The organism is Ochrobactrum sp. BTU1 (assembly GCA_018798825.1).
Lineage (GTDB): Bacteria > Pseudomonadota > Alphaproteobacteria > Rhizobiales > Rhizobiaceae > Brucella.
Map to the genome: position 1 here is coordinate 511,303 of CP076355.1, position 19,023 is coordinate 530,325.

Consider the following 19,023-nt stretch of genomic DNA (forward strand, 5'->3'; position numbering starts at 1 on the left):
AACGACCGCCGCTTTTCCTTTATTGCGCGAGCAGAAGTTCCGCTGTTTCAAAATCGGTAACGAGGTGGGTTGCATAGCCGCCGGTTAAAACTGCGCGGATTGCTTCGACCTTGCGCGAACCGCCCGCCACGCAAAGCCTGCGCGGAACCCGATGTAATTCATCCAACTCAATGCCGATGACGCGTTTGTCCAGTTCACGAATGACCTGCTTGCCTTCATTGTCGAGGAAGCGACAGATCAAGACTGCGACCGCGCCATCCTTGGCGTAGGCATCGATTTCTTCATCGCTAGTGACATCCGCAATGCGCATCGTGCTTTCAGATGATAATCCCCCAACGCCAAAGACGATCATGTCTGATTGAGCAATCAGATCAAATTGCCGTTTAAGCGCAGGTTCGCCCATCAAGGCGTCGCGCAACTCCGGACTGCTCAAAATCGCTGGAGCCAGCATGTTTACACTGGTTGCACCGACATTGCGAGCCATGATCGAGGTGCAAAGCTCTGCAGAAAATTCACGTTTTCCCATTGATGAACCCGTGACTTGAACGACTGTCAGCCCTTCGATCGAACGAGGCAGCGAGATCGCATCCGCGATTGCCAGAACAGTTCGCCCCCAGGACACGCAGATCGTATCGCCCGGTTTGACCATGCGCTCAATGAGGCGTGCGCCTCCGGTGCCCAGCGCCTGAAGTAGCGCCTCGGAGGAGCCCGATTTTTCACTAGGAATGACGAGGACCTCGTCCAAACCATATAGGGTCGCGACCTTTTTGGCGATCTCGGTTCGGGTGAGAATCTCCGAATTCATCACAATCCGTACCACGCCCCGCTGCCGTGCTTCCTGCAGATAATTGACGATGGTCGCGCGCGAAACGCCCATTTTCTTCGCGATATCGTTCTGGGTTAGCTGGTCTTCATAATAAAGCCAGGCAGCCCATACGATCGCGTCATCAAATTCAGCCGGGATGGCATGCGTAGACGGTGTCAGATCGTCCGATGTCATACTGATTTCCTGATGTTAGCTGTTGATCTGGTTCGCACAGAAACGAGTTTTAATCAACAAGCTAATGAAGGAAGTTGACTAATGTCAGTATATAGTGTCAATTGTTTTACGGTGAGGAGATTTCTTCATAAATTATTGTTTTGCCGTGGAAAAATACACTTTCCGTGAGCGCCTTTTTATGTCTGTGGCTCGGAGGCCGCAGATTGCCAACTGAGGAGTAGGCAGATGAAGTCGAATTGGTCGGATGCGGATTTCAACGCAATTGTTAGTGCATATGAGAAAGCAGGCATCAACCGCGATGTGGCCATCCGCACATATACCACGCGCTTGCTGGGTTCGGAACCAAAGCTCGTTCTGCATGGCGGCGGTAACACCTCAGTCAAGACAGTGTTGAATGACCATGATGGCACGCCGGTTGAAGTGCTATGTGTGAAGGGAAGCGGTTGGGATATGGGCAAGATCGAGCCCGCAGGGTTGCCCGCGCTAAATCTTGAGCGCCTGAAAGCTATGGTCAACTACGATACGCTTAGCGATGACGATATGGTGATGCTGCAGCGCCGCCTGCTGCTCGATCCGTCATCACCAAATCCGTCCGTCGAAGCGATCCTCCATGCAATTCTTCCATTCAAGCATGTCGACCACACCCATGCCAATGCGATTGTCGCGCTAACCAACCAACCAAACGGCGAAGCGATCATTCGCGAACTCTTTCCAGAAATGATTGTCGTGCCCTACGTCATGCCGGGGTTTGATCTTTCCAAGGCCTGTCAGAAAGCCTTTTCTGAGCGCCCGGATGCACCAGGCATGATCCTGCTTAAGCATGGAATCTTCACATGGTCGGAAGATCCCCGCATTGCCTATGAAAATATGATCGAAGCGATTGATCGGGCCGAGAACCGGATTGTTGAAGGCAATCCGCGACCTTTCGGCCATGCGAGCAAAAACCCGCATAAGGAAGAGCTAGCTTCAGTTTGTGATATTGTGCCGATATTGCGCGGAGCAATCGCTCTTTCAGGCAAGGAAGAAGGCCGTCCGCGCCGTTTCATCATAGAGCATCGTTCGGATGACAATATCCTTGATTTCTGTGGAGCGCCCAATGTTGCGGATCTTGTTCGTCGCGGCAATGCAACGCCGGAGCACGTTATCCATATCAAGCGTTATGGTGTATCTCTTCCTGCCCCTTACACACAGGATCTTGAGAGCTGGGCACAGATAGTAAAAGACAGCGTTGCGTCTTATGTCGCTGGATATAAGGAGTATTTTGAGCGCAACAATGCGCGCGTCGGTGGTGGTAAAACTATGCTCGACCCGATGCCGCGGGTGTTCTACATCGACGGTATTGGGTTGTTTGCAGCTGGGCCAACGCAGAAAGCTGCGCGCATCGGTGCAGATGTGGCTGAAGCTACTATCGAAGTCATTCGCGGTGCTGAAGGGATCGATCAGTTCGAGGCGCTTAGCGAAGAAGACCTCTTCGATATTGAGTATTGGTCGCTAGAGCAGGTCAAACTCGCCAAACAGACCGAGAAGCCGCTGACCCGTCAGGTAGCAGTTGTAACTGGTGGGGCAAGCGGCCTTGGTCTTGCGATTGCAGAACGTTTACGGGAGCAAGGTGCCGAAATCGCTCTGATCGACATTGATGCAGAGCGTGTGGCAGCGCAAGCTAAGCGTCTGGGTGGTAAAGCTATCGCTTGCGATCTGACAGACTCCCAGTCTGCAGAAAAAGCCATTGCAGACATCGTTGCCGCTTTTGGCGGAGTTGATATTCTCGTTTCCAATGCCGGGGCGGCATTTCAGGGAGCGCTGACGACAGTTGATGATGCTTTGTTCAAATCGGCATTCGCTCTCAATTTCTGGAGCCATCATTACATCGCTCGCGCTGTCGTCAATGTTATGAAACGACAGAAAACCGGCGGCTCCATCGTGTTCAACGTCAGCAAGCAAGCGGTCAATCCGGGCCCCGATTTCGGTCCGTATGGCACTTCAAAAGCGGCCCTGATGGCCCTGATGCGCCAATATGCGTTGGAGCATGCAGAAGATGGAATTACAGTGAATGCTGTCAATCCAGATCGTATCCGCACAGGCTTAATGACTGATGAAATGGTTGAAGAGCGTGCTCAGGCTCGCGGTGTGACGCCGGAAGTCTATATGCGTGGTAATCTGCTTAAACGAGAAGTTTCGGCGAATGATGTTGCAGACGCATTTCTGCATCTCATTTCAGCCCGTACTTCAACCGGTGCGGTGGTTACGGTCGATGGTGGGAATGTCGCTGCCATGATGCGCTGATACTTAATCTTCTACCCGAGGACAGCTATTATAATTGCTGTCCTCGGTCACGCTTTGCTTATCGATTATAGCCACAATCGGCTTTACTCCTCAATATCGACCTTCTCGAAACGATGTGAACCAAGTGGCTCCATCACATAGTTTTTGACTTTATTGGACATTGGCAGCACGACAGTGGAATGCGCCAATGGTACCCAAGGCGCCTGATCGCTGATAATGGCTTGCGCTTGCTGATAAAGTTTAGTGCGCTCATCCTTATTAGAGCTCACGCGCGCTTTTTGCAAAATGTCCTCAAGCGGCTGGTAGCACCAATTAGCATTGTTGCTTCCCCCGACGCCTGAGCAGCTAAAGAAATAGCTTAACAGATTGTCCGGATCGCCGTTATCGCTGGTTCCACCCAAAACGATTGCGCCATCACGCTGTTTGTCGCGCGCCTTTTTGAGATACTCACCCCATTCATAGGAAACGATCTCCACATTAATGCCAACTTTGCCAAGATCTGCTTGCATCAATTCCGCAGCGCGACGTGCGTTTGGCATATAAGGCCGGCTGACAGGCATCGCCCATATCTTCATCTTCAGGTCTTTGACCCCAGCTTCATCCAGAAGCTTCTTTGCTGCAACGGGATCATAGCTGTACCCTTTGATGTCAGCATTGTAACCCCACATGGTTGATGGCAGCACGCTTTTTGCAGCCTGACCCATGCCCTGGTAAACGGCATCGACAATGGCTTCACGATCAATTGCCATGTTTAATGCACGCCGTACTTCCACCTTACCAAATGGTTCATTCAGCGTGTTCATCGCCAGATAAGCGACGTTCAATCCGGGCTGTTCCATCACGATGAGATTTGGATCTTTCTTCAAGTCCGCAACGTCGGCCGGAGCAGGATAGGCAGCAATGTGGCACTCGCCTGCCTTCAACTTTTGCATACGGGTGGAGGCGTCTGTTGCAATCACGAAGATCAGATCGTCAACCTTGGGAGCGCCGTCCCAATAGTCAGCATTTGAAGCAAAGCGGATTGCTGCGTTGGTTTGATAATCAACAAAGCGAAAAGGCCCGGTACCAACTGGCTTATGGTCAAGATCCTCACGCTGTCCGGCTTTGTCCAGTTGTTCTGCATATTCAGCAGACATAATTGAACCAAAATTCAAAGCGAGCTTTGCAAGCAATGAAGCATCGGGCTGGTTTAGCACAAATTTGACTGTGTGATCGTCAACTTTGACGACTTCTTTGATAATCGTCGCCATGTCCATTGCATTGAACATTTCCCAACCAGCACCCACGAAGTAATTGTTCCAGGAATGCTGTTTATCGAGCTGACGATTATAAGTGAAAAGCACATCGTCCGCATTGAAGTCGCGGGTGGGAGTGAAACTCTCTGTCGTGTGGAATTTCACGCCCTGACGTAGTTTCAGTGTATATTCGAGATTGTCATCGGATATAACCCAACTTTCGGCCAGTCCCGGAACGACATTTGTTGTGCCACTTTCAAATTTGGTTAGTCGATCATAAATCGTCTCTGCAGACGCATCCCATGTACTGTTGGTAGTATAGAGCGCGGCGTCAAAGCCTTCGGGCGAGCCTTCCGAACAATAGACAAGCGTCTTGGACATAGCCGGAGCTAGTGCCACTCCAGAAAGTGCTGCCGCTGCTGCCAACGAGAATAAAGTCTGACGCGCTCTTTTTGATTTTATTATCATTTTTGTTCCCTCCTAATTATTTGACTGTTGTCACAGATTATTCGGTTCTGCCTTCAGTTGTTCCAAGGCCGCGTCCCGCTGTCCAAACGGGATCGGGTTTGGTCCAAAGCACTTCATTGCGGATCAGCTTCACAATTTCTCGTGCATGAAGGTCGAGGAATTTTTCGCCCTTTTCGGCAGTCGCGCTACGCGGATCACCCCACGTTCCGGTGATGGGTGCGCGCTCCGCAAATGAGTAGAAGCGCGAAACATCTGCTGGCACATCAACGGGATGTTGCTGATTGCCAAAGGCCTGACCGAACATTTCGGACTTCACAGTATCACCGGCAATCGCGAGCATGACAGAAGCTTCGCCCTCGCAAGCGTGGTGTGGTCCGCCATCGACCTCGAAGATTTTGGCTGCGTCTTCGCTTGCTAGCATCCAAGGTGTGGAGACGACAATCGGCATTCCAAATTCGACAGCAAGTTCGCGGGCCGCTACAGCAAGTGGATCAATATTGCCGCCATGACCATTAACGATAAATAGACGTGAGAAGCCGATTGCCTTCAACGATCTCACTATACAGCGGATGACCCGGCTGAGAGTTTCATAATCAAGCGTAATCGTTCCGCCGAAAGGCAAGTGGTGTTCGCTCATACCAAGCCATTGCCCGGGAAGGACTGCAATTGGAATTTCGTTAGCGACCTGACGTGCTGCCCGGATGGACGCTGCCGAAGCACTAGCAGTATCTGTGATCACCGGCAGGTGCGGTCCATGCTGTTCTAGCGAGCCAATCGGTAAGATGGCCAGCGCACCGGGTTTACCCGCTATTTCACGAAGAGCAGGGGCGGTCATACGCGCCCATTCTACTTCCTTGGTCATATTCAACTCTCTCCCAATTGTTCTAGATTGCACGATGTCGACCAGCCCAAAGCTTTCGTTTAAATTTGTCGGCCTCTGGCGTCGGTCGATAAAGTGTGTGGTCTTCCATCGAGCTTGCGCAATGTGACCCGGTCAAATTGTGCGACAACCGCGCAGGAGTGATTTGGAAAAATGCGAACGCGGTTACCGATTGCCGGTGGCGTATGGGAAAAACGAACGAACCCATGTTCTTCCGAAAGACGTTCCACTTCCCATGCTTGGGTGGCGTCGCCCACATTGACCGCAATCCCGAAACCACTGCCACCAGAGCCATGTGCGCCAAGGTCGGATGACAGAGTTTTTGAACCTGCATCGACAATGAAATGATGGTCGTTATGAGCAACGACCGTTGCAATCACTGAAAGAGACAAGTCATCCGAAGATGCGATACCCAGACGAAGTGCAGTGCGATCCAGAAAGGCATAGTTTCCTGGCCTTATTTCAGTGATCCCTTCCGGAATAGCTGCGCCAAGACACGTTGGTGTTGCGCCCACCGATATTTGGGGCACTTCGATGCCTGACTTTTTCAATTTTTCGGCAAGTTCGAGCAGATCTTGCGCTTCCTTATAGGCAATGCTCGTCAGCTGCTCGACAGACTTGCTGCCATAAGAGTGGCCAGCGTGCGACAATAGTCCTGCAAAGTTAAGATGAGGGTGTTGTGAAATCTTCTCAGCTAATTTGACTGTTGCGGGATCTCGCGGCTTAACGCCGACGCGACCTAGCCCGACATCGATTTTTAGAAAGACGCCAAGTTTCACGCCGTGTGTTTCGGCTGCTAGCCCAATGGCCTCAACACCCATCCCATGAGCCGCAATGAAGAAGAGTTCGGTCTGATGGGCTTTTGCACACCGAACAAGCTGCTCAATAGATTCAGACCTGACGATCGGATACGCGATTGTCACCGAAGGCACGCCGGCTTCCACAAACACAAGCGCTTCCTGCGGTTTAGAAGCTGTAACGCCAATTGCTCCGAGCTCAAGCTGCCATCCCGCGATTGCAAGATTTTTATGGGTCTTGATATGAGGTCGTAATGCAACGCCGGCTTGATTGGCCCGCTGTTGCATCGCCTTGAGATTACGTATCAAACGCTCTTCGTCGATCTCCACATAAGGTGTAGGAAGATCGGTGGGTGTTGGGCGATTGAAAGCTTCGATTGCCGCATGGTCAGACAATGTTGTCTCCAACAGTAGTGCCGGCCGCATGCATAGTTTCAGCCAGCTAATTCAGCTGTACCCAAAGGTAGTCGGTGCAAGTTCGCACAGCTCTGAAAGGCAATCAATTTATTTTCTTATAAGAAACATAATTTTCGCAAATTTACCTGCGAAATGATGGATTGATACGAAAGTTTCTGCTTAGTTGGTTGAGAACTTTATCGTCTGCTGGTTGACGAGAGTGGAAACCAGTTCAGTTTCAGGTGTGGAGCAGACACATAGGATTTGTGCAGGTTCTTCACTAACGCTCAAGTAGGCATGACCCGTCATTGCATCAAAATACGCAGAGTCACCTTTCTTGAGGCGCAAAGGTGCATAGATCTCCGAGTGCAGTTCAAGCTCTCCTTCAACGACGTAGAAAAACTCTTCACCTTTGTGATGGATAAGCGGGCCGAACTCTTCGAGGGTGCGGGCATGTGCGACAGCCAGAATAGGCACCATCGCCTTCTTGTATATTTCGGTACAGAGATAAAGATAATCGTAGTTCTGCGTAATGATCGATTTTCCCTCGCCCGATTTCGTGTATGTACGGCGGCCCATAACATTTGATGTGGCATCGGGACTGGCGATTGTGCCAAAAAGCTCGGCAATGTCGATATTCATTCCCTGCGCAAGCTCAATAAGCCGATCATAGGTGAGCTGCATTTGATTGTTCTCGACCTTGGAGAGAGTAGACACGGCCAGCCCTGTCATCGCGCTTACTTCGGCGAGCGTCCATTGGTTGCGATTGCGAATGTCTCGCAGAATGTCGCCGAGGCTCGATTTCGCATCATTCATTCTTGACGTCTCCAATTCGCCTTCGACCAGATCGTGGGGGTGATAACCAAGACTAACCTAGCTTACGCGTTAATAGAACCAAACAATGAACATGAGCGCCTAATCAATAGATAGTTGAAACACAATCCATTCCAGGTGCGACCATCTTGCTGGTTCCAGTGACTGGCTATTGAGTCATTGGATCGGCGACGCGCGGCCAATATGGCTTTGTCAGCTTGGTAAATGGCAAGTCTTCGAAACGAGGCTGCAATGCACCTGGCGCGCTAACATAAAAAATATTACTCGCGATAGGTTCAAAACCAGCCCGGAAATGGTTGCTGGATTTCACCGTCACTATCTTCTTTTTGGATGGGTCGAGACCCAATGCGGACATACATTCTGGATGAAACGTTTGTGTACGTACTGTGTTCAAAACAATGTCGATGCTACCTGTACTAACCCATACGGCATCACCAATACTAAGCGGTGTTGGTCCAAAATGCTGAGTAACTCCAGATGCAATTCGCCTCACTTTGACCGTAAGGTCGAGCGGATCGCCAGATACTTTTCCTATTTTGCCCCCGATCCTTAAATCCAAAACTGCGCCTTCACCAGCCTCTCGACACATTCGTACTGCAACAGGGTCCCAATAAAGGCAAGAAGCAACATTTTCGATGCCACGCTCAAGAATGCGGTGCAAAATAAACGTTGAATCGCCGGGCGCGCCGCCCCCAGCATTATCGGAAACATCGGCGAGCACCACTGGGCCTTGTTCTATAGCAATGGCACGATCCAACGCATCATCAACTGTCAGATAATCGCCACGCATTTGTTCACGTGCGTCGTATATTTCTCGACCAAAATTTTCAGCGATGCGTGCAGCTTTATCTGGATCATTATCGGTGACAACCAGCATTTTAGCTCCAACATCTGCAACATCACCCCATGGAAAGCCGTGCCCAAACGAAACCGCAAGCACGCCATTCTGTCCTTCCATTTTTTTCATGCGATCGACTATGTCACGCAGTGGAGATTTATGTGGGTGAAAAATGCTGACAAGGCGGCAATCATATGTGGCCATGGTTGGCTGGATTTGGCCTGCTAGTGTACCTTCCACAAGAGAAAAAAGCTGGGACGCGATTTTCTCAATATCGGTGTGTGGGTATTCCTTGTACGTCATGATCATCGACGCATTTGTGGTCATGGCATCTGTGATATGGCAATGGAGATCCAATTCGACAGCGATCGGGGTTGTCGTACCGACAAGCATGCGAATGTGTGAAATCAGATCACCTTCTACGTCGTCATAACCGTCTGCAACACATGCGCCATGAAGTGCGAGCATGACTGCATCGACTGGCATGGCTGCTTTAAGATCGTCGAGAATTGTTTTGCGGAAGTGTTCGTAGACTAAACGTGTGGTTCTTCCACCGGGTTCCGCGACAGCGCATAGACTTTCAACTACGTGCCAGCCACGTTTTTGCGCGGCTTCACGCCAGACGAAAAGCTGTGATGAACAACAGTTCAAAGGCTTCTGGGTCGCGTCTCCGTAAGCAATGAGATTTTCTGAAAATGCTTCAAGGCCTGTTTGCATAGGTGAAAATGTGTTGGTCTCTGTGTCCAGCCCGGCGATGAAAAGCTTCATTCTGGTCTCTCAAATGCAAGAATTGGATTTTCTAATAGTAAAAACATGTTTATCGTCGGAAAGTCAAACTGATTGGATTTGTTGTGTGGTCGCATGCTCTTGGCCATCAGGAGTTTTCTCAAGACCATTCTAGGCACGAATTATGGAATTAAGCTATGACTGACACAATCGTTCTTGGGGCCGGTATGGTCGGTGTTTCTACCGCTCTTGCGTTACAGGAGAGGGGGCACAACGTAGTTCTTGTTGATCGCAGGGAGCCGGGGCAAGAAACGAGTTATGGCAATGCAGGTATCATCCAGACTGAGGCAGTTGAGCCGCACGCGTTCCCGCGTTCGTTGCGTGAAATTCTTTCAATTGCCATAAAACGCGGCAACGACGTTGATTGGCAACTGCGTGATATGCCACATCTGGCTGGGCCGCTCTGGCGTTACTTTTCATATTCAGCACCTCAATCTTATGCCCAAACGGTTGCGACATATTCGAGGCTGGTTGTGCGAGCGAGCGAAGACCATGCAAGGTTCATAGGGCCCGCTGGTGCAGATGATCTGGTCGTCCGGAAAGGCTGGCGAGTTGTATATCGCACACGCGCAAAATTTGAAGAAGCAGCGGTGAGGGCGGAGCGCCTAAAGCAATTATATGGCATAGCAAATGCAGTACTTGGTAAAAGTGATACAGCTGCGGTTGAGCCGACACTACAATGTGAGCTAGCAGGTGCTGTGCACTGGACGTCCCCATGGACCTGTCGTGATCCGGGAGAGCTGGTTCAACGGTATGCATCGCTTTTCGTTGCACGCGGGGGAACATTTGCAATCGGGGACGCAACAACACTACAGCAGGATACTGGCGGCTGGCGAGTCGTGTCGCAGGAGGGCCCGATATCCGCGCAGAATATTATAGTTGCTCTCGGACCCTGGTCGTCCGAGCTCCTGAAAGTGTTTGGTTACCGCGTGCCTATGGTTTTCAAGCGGGGATATCATCGGCACTTCGCGATTGAACAAGAACCGCAAATTGCGACACTGGACGTGGAAAACGCCACTTTCATTGCACCAATGAATAAGGGGTTACGTATTTTGACCGGTGCGCACATGACCCCACTGGGAACTCCCGCCTCTGCACGGCAAATGCTGCGCGCTGAAGCCGCGGCGCGAGAACTTTTCATGTTTAAGGATCCGATCGAAGATAATCCATGGTTGGGTACGCGGCCTTGCATGCCCGACATGTTGCCGGTCGTAGGACCAAGCAGACACAAAGGTTTATGGTTTCACTTCGGCCACGGCCATCAGGGATTTACGTTAGGGCCAACCACAGCAACTCTTCTGGCTGAACAGTTCGATGCTCAGAATTTGGATCCGCTTATGGCGCGTTTGTTACCGACATCCAGGAGTTGGTTTTAATGAATGGTGATCTGTGACAGGCTCAGCCTCATCAACCCAGCATAGCAGCAAACGGTCCTTAGATTTTATGCTAGCGATGTTGCGATCGAAGCCGGCGAATGCAAATGATATGCGCCCATCAATCGATCTGACGTACTTTTCGCCAATCTCATAATAATCCTTGAGGAATGGCTCGTCCTCAATCGCTCGTTTGATTTCCTCTAGCGAGCTGTCGGCTAGTGAGTTCATGAACTGTCGTGCGCAAAGCAGAATGCCCGATATGCCAGCCTTGTCGTATTTATGCCCCTTCTCGCAATGCCGGGATGTTTTACGAGCAAGCCACGATCTACCAAGCCATAGACAAGGCGATGAACGCCGGACAGTTTCTCCAAAGCCTCATAAAGATCTGGCGCTGCTTCGATTAGCTGGGCATCAGGATTGCTGATGCCGTCAATGTCAAACCGATAAACGCTCGAATCTTCCTTTGCTGCGTCTGGTCCAACAACGGAATGGTTGCAGTGAACAGTCTCGGCAATGCAGCCAACATGTACAATTCGGACGCGGTCAACCGCCCTTGGGAGGGGCAGCGGTACTTTAACGGGTGAAAGCCCGTGAGCAGAAATCGTCAATTCGACACCCATCGGTGCGGCGGAATAGGAGATGTCAGGTGAAACAATGTCAATCAAAGGACGACGCTCAAATTCATTCATCAGTTGATTATGATGGTCAGACAATAAGTTTGCGAGCGCCAATGACAATCCGCTCATTGCCTCAAGGCTCAAATCCATCTTCAACGAGTGTCCCTGATGGTCTTCACAGCTTTCTGACAGTCGATATCTCGATCTGTGTAATCGCCTTCGCGCTTTGGTCCGTTCATGGCTTCCTCCGTTTTGAATGGAGGTAGGGCCCAGGCATTGGATGGCTAGGCCGCGCTGAAAACTACGTGATTCACCAAGTGTTTGGTTGGCATTCCATATTGCATTTCATGTTGCGTGGATTTGCCGGGGGGGTGTAACTCGTTGTAATTACAGAGAATCTATTTGCAACAAGACGCGACATGAAATCTTACACCAGTCATCTGGCGATATGCGGTAAATCATTGATTTTATTGATTGAATTTTTGGAGGCCTCACCCGGAATCGAACCGGGGTGCAAGGATTTGCAGTCCTCTGCGTAACCACTCCGCCATGAGGCCTTCCGAAGAGATCTATCAAATCAGACAGTGATCTCTTGGTCAGATCCAATATTGATCCAGACACACTTCGTCAAGCGGTTAGCAGCGATTGTTTGCTTTTTCTCCAAGACTTTCCATAAGATGCTTCGAAAGATAATTATTTGTCTGTCTCACGATCGGACGGGGTTTGGGGGCGCGCGAGATTGCCCTTTGAAAATGTATATCCTGTTTCCACGGCACTGTGGCCAAATTTGTCACGCAGACGGTCGATAGCCCCCTCAGCCACGGCGCGTTTTGCAGCTTGAGTATCAACGAGGTCGGGTGGATCAGCACGCTCATCCGATGAAAGCTCACTTACGCCGATGCCAAGTAGACGGAATCTGGTTCCATCCAATTCCTTTTCAAGAAGCTGCAGACCAGTGCGGAAAATCCGGTCCGCCAGTTGCGTCGGATCGGCTAACTGCCGATTACGCGTTCGAAGTTTGAAATCCTGTGTCTTGAGCTTCAGAACCACGGTGCGTCCAGCGATATCACTGGCCTTTAAGCGCTGTGAGACCTTTTCAGACAGTGCGCGCAGCACGGGCACCAAATCACCAGCCTCTGAAAGATCCTTATTGAACGTGGTTTCAGCTGAAACGCTCTTCATATCGTGCTCAGGCTCAACTTGTCGGCTGTCCTGTCCGCGTGAAAGGCGAAACAAACGCTGCCCCATCGTGCCATAAGCCTTCATGAGCGTGCCTTCATCCATCGTCTGAAGTTGTCCAATGGTGCGAATACCGTCACTTTCGAGCTTTGTATTGAATGATCTTCCGACACCCCAGATCATGCTGACCGGTTTGTCACGAAGAAAATCGAGAGCCTCCATTTCACCTATAACGGAGAAACCTCGCGGTTTTTCAAGGTCGGATGCAACCTTTGCGAGATATTTGCAATAGGATAGACCTACGGAAATGGTGATGCCGATTTCCGCTTCAACACGTTTGGCAAAACGAGCAAGCACCATAGCGGCTGGTGCACGGTGAAGTCTCTCTGTGCCACCCAAATCGAGAAATGCTTCGTCTATGGAAATCGGTTCCACCAGTGGTGTCAGTTCGTGCATAAACTGCCGAACTTCACGGCCGACCTTAACGTATTTTTCCATGTTGGGCTTGACAACAACAGCTTGCGGACAGGCTTCAAGCGCTTTGAACATAGGCATCGCAGAACGTACGCCGTGAATGCGCGCAATATAGCAAGCCGTTGAAACCACACCACGTTTTCCACCGCCGATTATCAGCGGCTTGTCACGCAATTCAGGATTGTCTCTCTTTTCTACGGAGGCATAAAATGCATCACAATCCACATGGGCGAGCGATAATTTGTATAGCTCGGCATGGCGCAAAAGGCGCGGGCTGCCGCAAGCTCGACAACGGCGCGCTGATTCCAGCTTTTGCAGCGACAAACAATCGCGACAAAAGCCCTGTTCTGAACTGTTTATAACGGGTTGTTCGGACATGGTAGCGTGTGTTTGTATGAACATAAAAGGAACATCGCTTTATAGCACTAAAGCGAGCCAATGCCATCGATACTCTGTCACCCTGTCAGCTGTGCCCTTGACATTGGCAAGGATATCACCAAGTTTAGTGTTATGAACAACCGCTTTGCTTCCATACTCCATCGGGTTCAACCGATCACGGGATAGCAACCCTCGAGGCCTGCCTTGCGCAGAGGGCTCCGGGGGACGGGTTGCCGCTTGGTTTCAAGCGGAATTTTTAAAAGCGCTTTCATTCAAAATTCAAGCAAATGCTCCGGCCGGGATTCGGTGTGGAGAACAATTATCCTTAGACAGCAGTGAGCTATCGTCATGAGCGAAAAGAATCGCAAGAAGCCAAAGATCGTCGTCAGCGATATTGACCATGAGCGCCTGACAATTCTGGCCGGCAACGTCTCCGAAAAGTTGGAGGAGGTGGCCGAGGAGTTGATGCAGGAACTCGATCGCGCAAAAGTCGTGCCGCAGAAAAAGCTGCCTGCAGACGTCGTTCGCATGGGTTCGATGGTAGAGTTTCGCTCAAACGACGGTCATGAACGCAAAGTAACGTTGGTTTATCCCGGCGAGGCAGACATTGCGCAAGGCAAGATTTCTATTCTAACCCCAATCGGTACTGCTCTTATTGGCCTTACTCCGGGCCAGTCCATGTCGTGGATTGCACGTGACGGCAAAGCCCATGAGCTGAGCATTATCAGTGTATCGAATGCTGAAGCCGTAAGCGCTGCATAAACTCTGCAGGGCTGAAGGCGACAAAAGCTCCGCAATGCGGGGCTTTTATCAAAGATGGTTATTAATGCCCCCCGGTAACAGTGCCATGGCCTTTTCTATAAGGGCAGGATCGCGCCCTGTTTCTTCGCAAAAGCGTATCAAAGTTGGTTCATGCCCGAGAAAGAATTGGAGCACGCCTGCGAGAAAGCCCGGTTCCTGTGCAGCAGAGCGAATAGATGATGCTTCAATTCCGGTGAGTGCGAGAAAACGCGGCAATAGATCCTTGTCTTGAGCCAACCACACAAGCGCTTCTACCGCTAGGTTTTCAGCGTCGGCTCGGCTTAACAGCGTCTTCATATGATCTCTCCAATTAACTCTTTGTTTTAAATGATTTTATGCAGAAAAATTGCTTTCTTCCGTTTTGAGGAAAGCCTTAGACTGTGGCCTTTGTTTAATAGCCGAAAGTCTTAACGACAATGTGGGATTTGGCGAATATTTGCCTTTCGTCAATGAAATGCGCTTAAACTATAGTGGAGCTATATGGGCAGGACAGACAAGACAACCTTGTTTTACCTCGGGAAAGATTAAGGCCAAGGAATATTCGATGACGAAAAGTGTCATGATCGTCGAGGACAACGAACTTAATATGAAGTTGTTTCGCGATCTTATCGAAGCCAGCGGATATGAAACAATCAGGACACGAAACGGTCTTGAGGCACTTGATCTTGCGCGCGAACATCGTCCCGATCTTATTTTGATGGACATCCAGCTTCCGGAGGTTTCCGGTCTGGAAGTGACCAAGTGGCTTAAAGATGATGAGGAATTGCGGCATATCCCAGTGATTGCGGTGACGGCCTTCGCCATGAAAGGCGATGAAGAACGCATTCGGCAGGGAGGCTGTGAAGCCTATATATCCAAGCCGATCTCGGTGCCACGGTTTATAGAAACCATAAAGTCATACTTGGGTGACGCTTAAACCTTTTCGATTTGGGGAATCTCGCAAGGGTTAGAATTTTGGGGGGCTGGCTGATATGACTGCAAGAATTCTTGTCGTTGATGCTGCAGAATCAAACGCAAAGCTGCTTGAAGCGCTGTTCTTGAGCGAATATTACGAGGTCGTGACCGCTAATAAAGGCGCAGAGGCGATCGAGATTTGCCTGGGCGGGCAGATCGATGTGATTATCCTTGATGTTGTCATGTCGGATATGGACGGCTTTGACGTTTGTCATCGCCTGAAAGTCGACCCGCGCACCTCCAATATTCCGGTTGTGATTCTAACTGCTCTGAATAGTTCTGAAGACAAGATCAAAGGGCTTGAGGCCGGAGCGGATGATTTCCTTTCGAAGCCCGCGCAGGATCGTCAGCTCCTTTCACGGGTGAAAAGCCTTGCGCGTCTTAAAATGGTTTCGGATGAGCTTTTCCAACGCACTGGCACTGTCGCTGACACAGAAGTCGAAGCTCTACTCGTGACCAAATTATCCGGACGCTTTGGCGGCGGAGAGGATGCTGCACGTATCCTGGTGGTGGATGAGAATGAATTGGCAGCAGCACGGCTGCGCCTCATTCTCGGCGAGGACTATTTCGTCGATGTCGCACATGATGCAAATACGGCGCTCATCAAGGCGATTGAGAATGATTACGACAGCATCGTCATTTCGGCAGATTTTACCTATTACGACCCATTGCGCCTATGCTCCCAGATACGCACAATTGAACGCACACGGCTTGTTCCGATCATTCTGATCGTCAATGAAGACGAGGGTGCTCTGGTCGTCCGGGCGCTTGAACTGGGCGTAAACGACTATGTGATGCGTCCGCTTGAGAAGCTGGAGCTTTATGCGCGGTTGCGCACCCAGATCAAGCGCAAATGCTACAATGATTTGTTGCGTCAGAGCTTACACCGCACAATCACAATGGCGGTGACTGACAGCCTCACCGGGCTGCATAATCGGCGTTACCTGGATACGCATATGCCAGTGCTCTTGTCACGTGCTACAGGGCGCGAGAGGCCGCTATCGGTCATCATGATTGACTTCGACCATTTCAAGCAGGTCAATGACAAATACGGGCATGACGGTGGCGACGATGTTCTGCGAGAATTCGCTGCGCGGCTGCGTAAAAAGATACGCGCGATGGACGTCATGTGTCGCTATGGCGGCGAAGAATTTGCTATCGTGCTGCCGGATACAGATTTGACTGCTGCAACGGCGGTAGCAGAGCGCATTCGCGATGCTGTTGCCGAAGCGCCGTTCCTCATCATTGGCGGTAAGCACAAGATCAATCTGACGATCAGCATCGGTATTGCCGGGCTACGGCTTACGGGCGGAGATACCGCTGAGGCACTTTTTGCACGAACGGATGCAGCGCTTTATGAAGCCAAGAAAACTGGCCGGAATTGCATCGTCCTCTCGGCCGCCTGAATAAGCCCATACGCAAATAAAAAAGTCGTCTCGTAAGAGACGACTTTTTGACTCCTACCAGTAATCTGGCGTCGGAAACGAATTACTTGATCTTCGTTTCCTTGAAGTCGACGTGCTTGCGCGCAATCGGGTCGTACTTGGTCTTTGTCATCTTTTCCGTCATCGTGCGGCTGTTCTTCTTCGTTACGTAGAAGAAGCCGGTGTCAGCGGTCGACAAAAGCTTGATCTTGATGGTCGTAGCCTTGGCCATATCGAAATACCTGCTCTTTCATGATTAAACCGCTGCGAGTCTGTCCAATTGGTCAGAAGCGGAAATTCGGCGCGACACTACGGATTAAGGGCGAAAAGTCAACCCCGCTTCTTCCTTTGAACAACTCTTATCGTAGCAAACAGTGCAAAAGCTGCAAAAAAGACGCCCAGAGTCAGCGGAAAGCCCTTGGGTCCCGCCATGTCCATGCCCACGCCGACGGCTTGTGGGCCCGCCAACATGCCGATTGCATAGCAGAAGATAAAGGCGGCATTGGCTGATGCAAGCTCGCGTCCCGTGAGTTCCGAACCAAGATGCGCAAGCCCAACTGTATATAGTCCGGCAACAACGCCGCCCCAGAGGAACAAGACAGCTGCCATGAGATACCAGCTTTCCATCAGGTAAGGCAGGGCAATCATCCCGGCGAGACCCGTGACGGCGCAAAATAGCAGCAGTTTGCGGCGATCCGAAATACGGTCGCTAATGATCCCCAACGGTATCTGCATCAGCACATTGCCAAGGCCGATCATGGTCAGCAGCAAGGCTGCATCGCCTTCGTCATAGCCAACACGGGCGCCAAATACCGGGAATAGGGCGAAGCCACCGGTTTCAACGGCGCCGAATACGAAGACTGCCATCGTTGCCGTCGGTACGGCAAAAATGAACGGCAGAAAGGGAACATGTTCGCCTTCCTCAAAGTCCGGGCTGTCGCGCCATGCGACCACCACCGGAATGATGGCGATCAAGATGATGGCGAAGCCGACATAGAACGGCAAACCGCCCGCGCTACCGATCTTTGAAAAGAGCCAAGGACCGAGCGCAAAACCGAGCGAAAGCGATGTTGCATATATACCGAGCACAAGGCCACGTTTTTCAGGCGGGGCGGAAGCGTTGATCCAGTATTCTGAAAGAACGAAAAGCACCGTTAGCGCAAAATGCAGAACGATTCGCAGAGCAAACCATGCCCAGAGTGGCTGAAAAAAGTGGAAACCCAGAAATGCGACGCTGCCAATCAAGAGCATCAGAACAATTGCCTTGGCCACACCGAGGCGGGCGGCAATGGGCGCAGCGAGCGGTGCTGCAACGATTGAAGCGAGGCCCGCGACTGCAGTATTCGCACCGATAAGGCTGGCTGAGTGGCCGCGGCTTTCCAGCAGAACGCTCAGAAGTGGAATACCAAGCCCGATCGCTGCACCCATCGCGCTGATTGTGGCGATTGCCGCTGCTAAGGAACGCCAATGCATCTGGCCCTGGGTGTTGCCGCCGTCTGGTTCCTGGGGGATGATGTCGGCAGGATAAACTTCTTTATTCATTAGGTCAGATCACTTCGCGAACAAAGCGGCCATGCCGCTCGCTGTATTGCACCACTGGCAGCGTGGCTGGCAGTTCAAGCCGGGTTTCCGTCAGCAGCATTTGCGCTTCTTTCAGAATGGTCTGAGTAATACGGGCGACGTCTAGTTTATCAACGTCATCGACGGCCACCCAATCCAAATCTTGTAGTTCTCCACTGGGAAGAAGTCTCTGGCTTGCCAGTTCCGGCAAGCTGTCACGGAAAGCAATAAAAAAGCGCGTGTCGAAACGGCGTACATTTCCAGGTGGTGTGATTGCACGGGCGAAATAGCGCAGGTCTCCCAGCGCGGGCAGCGCACCGCCTTCCAGAAATGCCAACCAATCCTTGTTTGCAGGATAATTGGCACCGTTTAATGACAAGGCGTTTTCTGACCCGGGACGCGCGAGCCTCAATCCGGTTTCTTCGAATGTTTCGCGAATGGCACAAAGCCCCAGCGCTCTTGCTCGACGTCGCGAAGCCCGCGCCCCCATTCCTGATACTAGCTTCAGCGTGTCATCGGAACTAAGCTCGGAGGCAGCGCCAATGCTGCCATCGATCGGATCAGCTCTCCCGCCTGGGAATACATATTTCCCAGGCATGAACGCAAGTGACGGATGACGTCTGCCCATCAGAATGCGCGGGACGTCTTCCGTGCGGTCAATAAGAAGCAATGATGCAGCATCGCGCGGGCGAAGCGGCAGAGTTGGTGTATGACTTGTGGCGTGTGAAGGGGATTTCACGGGG

18 protein-coding genes and 1 tRNA gene are annotated in these 19,023 nt (G+C 51.1%); 5 read left to right on the forward strand and 14 right to left on the reverse strand.

The genetic code is table 11. The features are described 5' to 3' along the window. Window positions 1–19: 19 nt before the first annotated feature. The gene (locus KMS41_13690) at window positions 20–1,000 is read right to left on the reverse strand and encodes a sugar-binding transcriptional regulator (GenBank protein QWK79969.1); all 981 of its coding nucleotides are present in this window, start codon (window positions 998–1,000) and stop codon (window positions 20–22) included. A gap of 225 nt (window positions 1,001–1,225) precedes the next feature. Between KMS41_13690 and KMS41_13695 the strand changes: the two genes are divergently transcribed. Continuing rightward, entirely contained in the window at window positions 1,226–3,283 is a 2,058-nt protein-coding gene (locus KMS41_13695) for a bifunctional aldolase/short-chain dehydrogenase (GenBank protein QWK79970.1), read from the forward strand. An 83-nt stretch (window positions 3,284–3,366) separates the two neighbouring features. On the opposite strand, the gene KMS41_13700 is transcribed toward KMS41_13695, so the two are convergent. The 5 genes from KMS41_13700 to KMS41_13720 form a co-directional block, all read right to left on the reverse strand. After that, window positions 3,367–4,944: an ABC transporter substrate-binding protein gene (locus KMS41_13700; protein QWK80249.1), complete on the reverse strand. Its 1,578-nt coding sequence runs from the start codon at window positions 4,942–4,944 to the stop codon at window positions 3,367–3,369. A gap of 79 nt (window positions 4,945–5,023) precedes the next feature. Next, the gene (locus tag KMS41_13705) at window positions 5,024–5,848 is read right to left on the reverse strand and encodes a creatininase family protein (GenBank protein QWK79971.1); all 825 of its coding nucleotides are present in this window, start codon (window positions 5,846–5,848) and stop codon (window positions 5,024–5,026) included. Window positions 5,849–5,907: 59 nt separating this feature from the next. After that, entirely contained in the window at window positions 5,908–7,089 is a 1,182-nt protein-coding gene (locus KMS41_13710; protein QWK79972.1) for an alanine racemase, read from the reverse strand. Window positions 7,090–7,239: 150 nt separating this feature from the next. Continuing rightward, entirely contained in the window at window positions 7,240–7,875 is a 636-nt protein-coding gene (locus KMS41_13715) for an XRE family transcriptional regulator (protein QWK79973.1), read from the reverse strand. Window positions 7,876–8,041: 166 nt separating this feature from the next. Next, window positions 8,042–9,499 carry a M81 family metallopeptidase gene (locus KMS41_13720; GenBank protein QWK79974.1) on the reverse strand — a complete coding sequence of 486 codons (1,458 nt, stop codon included), beginning with the start codon at window positions 9,497–9,499 and terminating at the stop codon, window positions 8,042–8,044. Window positions 9,500–9,654: 155 nt separating this feature from the next. Here KMS41_13720 and KMS41_13725 point away from each other — a divergent pair, with 155 nt between their 5' ends. Further along, window positions 9,655–10,893, forward strand: a complete 1,239-nt coding sequence (locus KMS41_13725; protein QWK79975.1) for an FAD-binding oxidoreductase — start codon at window positions 9,655–9,657, stop codon at window positions 10,891–10,893. Here KMS41_13725 and KMS41_13730 read toward each other — a convergent pair. The 4 genes from KMS41_13730 to KMS41_13745 all read right to left on the reverse strand — a co-directional run bounded on the left by KMS41_13730 (window position 10,867) and on the right by KMS41_13745 (window position 13,541). Beyond that, on the reverse strand, window positions 10,867–11,121 hold the full coding sequence (locus KMS41_13730; GenBank protein ID QWK79976.1) for a phage terminase large subunit: 255 nt from the start codon (window positions 11,119–11,121) through the stop codon (window positions 10,867–10,869). The genes KMS41_13725 and KMS41_13730 overlap by 27 nt on opposite strands. Continuing rightward, the gene (locus KMS41_13735) at window positions 11,118–11,666 is read right to left on the reverse strand and encodes a hypothetical protein (protein QWK79977.1); all 549 of its coding nucleotides are present in this window, start codon (window positions 11,664–11,666) and stop codon (window positions 11,118–11,120) included. The genes KMS41_13730 and KMS41_13735 overlap by 4 nt, the downstream gene beginning before the upstream one ends. 327 nt (window positions 11,667–11,993) lie before the next feature. Then, a tRNA-Cys gene (locus KMS41_13740) sits at window positions 11,994–12,067 on the reverse strand. A gap of 136 nt (window positions 12,068–12,203) precedes the next feature. Further along, window positions 12,204–13,541, reverse strand: a complete 1,338-nt coding sequence (locus KMS41_13745) for a DNA polymerase IV (GenBank protein ID QWK79978.1) — start codon at window positions 13,539–13,541, stop codon at window positions 12,204–12,206. Window positions 13,542–13,889: 348 nt separating this feature from the next. On the opposite strand from KMS41_13745, the gene rnk reads away from it, so the two are divergent. Further along, window positions 13,890–14,303, forward strand: a complete 414-nt coding sequence (gene rnk, locus KMS41_13750) for a nucleoside diphosphate kinase regulator (protein QWK79979.1) — start codon at window positions 13,890–13,892, stop codon at window positions 14,301–14,303. Between the two features lie 48 nt (window positions 14,304–14,351). Here rnk and KMS41_13755 read toward each other — a convergent pair whose 3' ends face one another. Then, on the reverse strand, window positions 14,352–14,639 hold the full coding sequence (locus KMS41_13755) for a DUF3572 domain-containing protein (protein ID QWK79980.1): 288 nt from the start codon (window positions 14,637–14,639) through the stop codon (window positions 14,352–14,354). 247 nt (window positions 14,640–14,886) lie between these two features. On the opposite strand from KMS41_13755, the gene KMS41_13760 reads away from it, so the two are divergent. Both KMS41_13760 and KMS41_13765 read left to right on the forward strand, forming a co-directional pair. Beyond that, entirely contained in the window at window positions 14,887–15,258 is a 372-nt protein-coding gene (locus tag KMS41_13760; GenBank protein ID QWK79981.1) for a response regulator, read from the forward strand. Between the two features lie 55 nt (window positions 15,259–15,313). Next, window positions 15,314–16,702 carry a PleD family two-component system response regulator gene (locus tag KMS41_13765; protein ID QWK79982.1) on the forward strand — a complete coding sequence of 463 codons (1,389 nt, stop codon included), beginning with the start codon at window positions 15,314–15,316 and terminating at the stop codon, window positions 16,700–16,702. 82 nt (window positions 16,703–16,784) lie between these two features. Here the strand turns inward: KMS41_13765 and rpmG are convergent, their stop codons facing one another. The 3 genes from rpmG to KMS41_13780 all read right to left on the reverse strand — a co-directional run bounded on the left by rpmG (window position 16,785) and on the right by KMS41_13780 (window position 19,019). Beyond that, window positions 16,785–16,952, reverse strand: a complete 168-nt coding sequence (gene rpmG / locus KMS41_13770) for a 50S ribosomal protein L33 (protein ID QWK79983.1) — start codon at window positions 16,950–16,952, stop codon at window positions 16,785–16,787. A 98-nt stretch (window positions 16,953–17,050) separates the two neighbouring features. After that, entirely contained in the window at window positions 17,051–18,193 is a 1,143-nt protein-coding gene (locus KMS41_13775; GenBank protein ID QWK80250.1) for an MFS transporter, read from the reverse strand. Window positions 18,194–18,266: 73 nt separating this feature from the next. Beyond that, window positions 18,267–19,019: an NUDIX domain-containing protein gene (locus KMS41_13780; protein QWK79984.1), complete on the reverse strand. Its 753-nt coding sequence runs from the start codon at window positions 19,017–19,019 to the stop codon at window positions 18,267–18,269. Window positions 19,020–19,023: the final 4 nt, after the last annotated feature.

Coding starts and splice junctions, on each gene's coding strand:
- KMS41_13690 (QWK79969.1), bottom strand. CDS start 1,000: ATGACATCGGACGATCTGACACCGTCTACGCATGCCATCCCGGCTGAA.
- KMS41_13695 (QWK79970.1), top strand. CDS start 1,226: ATGAAGTCGAATTGGTCGGATGCGGATTTCAACGCAATTGTTAGTGCA.
- KMS41_13705 (QWK79971.1), bottom strand. CDS start 5,848: ATGACCAAGGAAGTAGAATGGGCGCGTATGACCGCCCCTGCTCTTCGT.
- KMS41_13710 (QWK79972.1), bottom strand. CDS start 7,089: ATGCGGCCGGCACTACTGTTGGAGACAACATTGTCTGACCATGCGGCA.
- KMS41_13715 (QWK79973.1), bottom strand. CDS start 7,875: ATGAATGATGCGAAATCGAGCCTCGGCGACATTCTGCGAGACATTCGC.
- KMS41_13720 (QWK79974.1), bottom strand. CDS start 9,499: ATGAAGCTTTTCATCGCCGGGCTGGACACAGAGACCAACACATTTTCA.
- KMS41_13725 (QWK79975.1), top strand. CDS start 9,655: ATGACTGACACAATCGTTCTTGGGGCCGGTATGGTCGGTGTTTCTACC.
- KMS41_13730 (QWK79976.1), bottom strand. CDS start 11,121: ATGAACTCACTAGCCGACAGCTCGCTAGAGGAAATCAAACGAGCGATT.
- KMS41_13745 (QWK79978.1), bottom strand. CDS start 13,541: ATGTCCGAACAACCCGTTATAAACAGTTCAGAACAGGGCTTTTGTCGC.
- rnk (QWK79979.1), top strand. CDS start 13,890: ATGAGCGAAAAGAATCGCAAGAAGCCAAAGATCGTCGTCAGCGATATT.
- KMS41_13755 (QWK79980.1), bottom strand. CDS start 14,639: ATGAAGACGCTGTTAAGCCGAGCCGACGCTGAAAACCTAGCGGTAGAA.
- KMS41_13760 (QWK79981.1), top strand. CDS start 14,887: ATGACGAAAAGTGTCATGATCGTCGAGGACAACGAACTTAATATGAAG.
- KMS41_13765 (QWK79982.1), top strand. CDS start 15,314: ATGACTGCAAGAATTCTTGTCGTTGATGCTGCAGAATCAAACGCAAAG.
- rpmG (QWK79983.1), bottom strand. CDS start 16,952: ATGGCCAAGGCTACGACCATCAAGATCAAGCTTTTGTCGACCGCTGAC.
- KMS41_13775 (QWK80250.1), bottom strand. CDS start 18,193: ATGCATTGGCGTTCCTTAGCAGCGGCAATCGCCACAATCAGCGCGATG.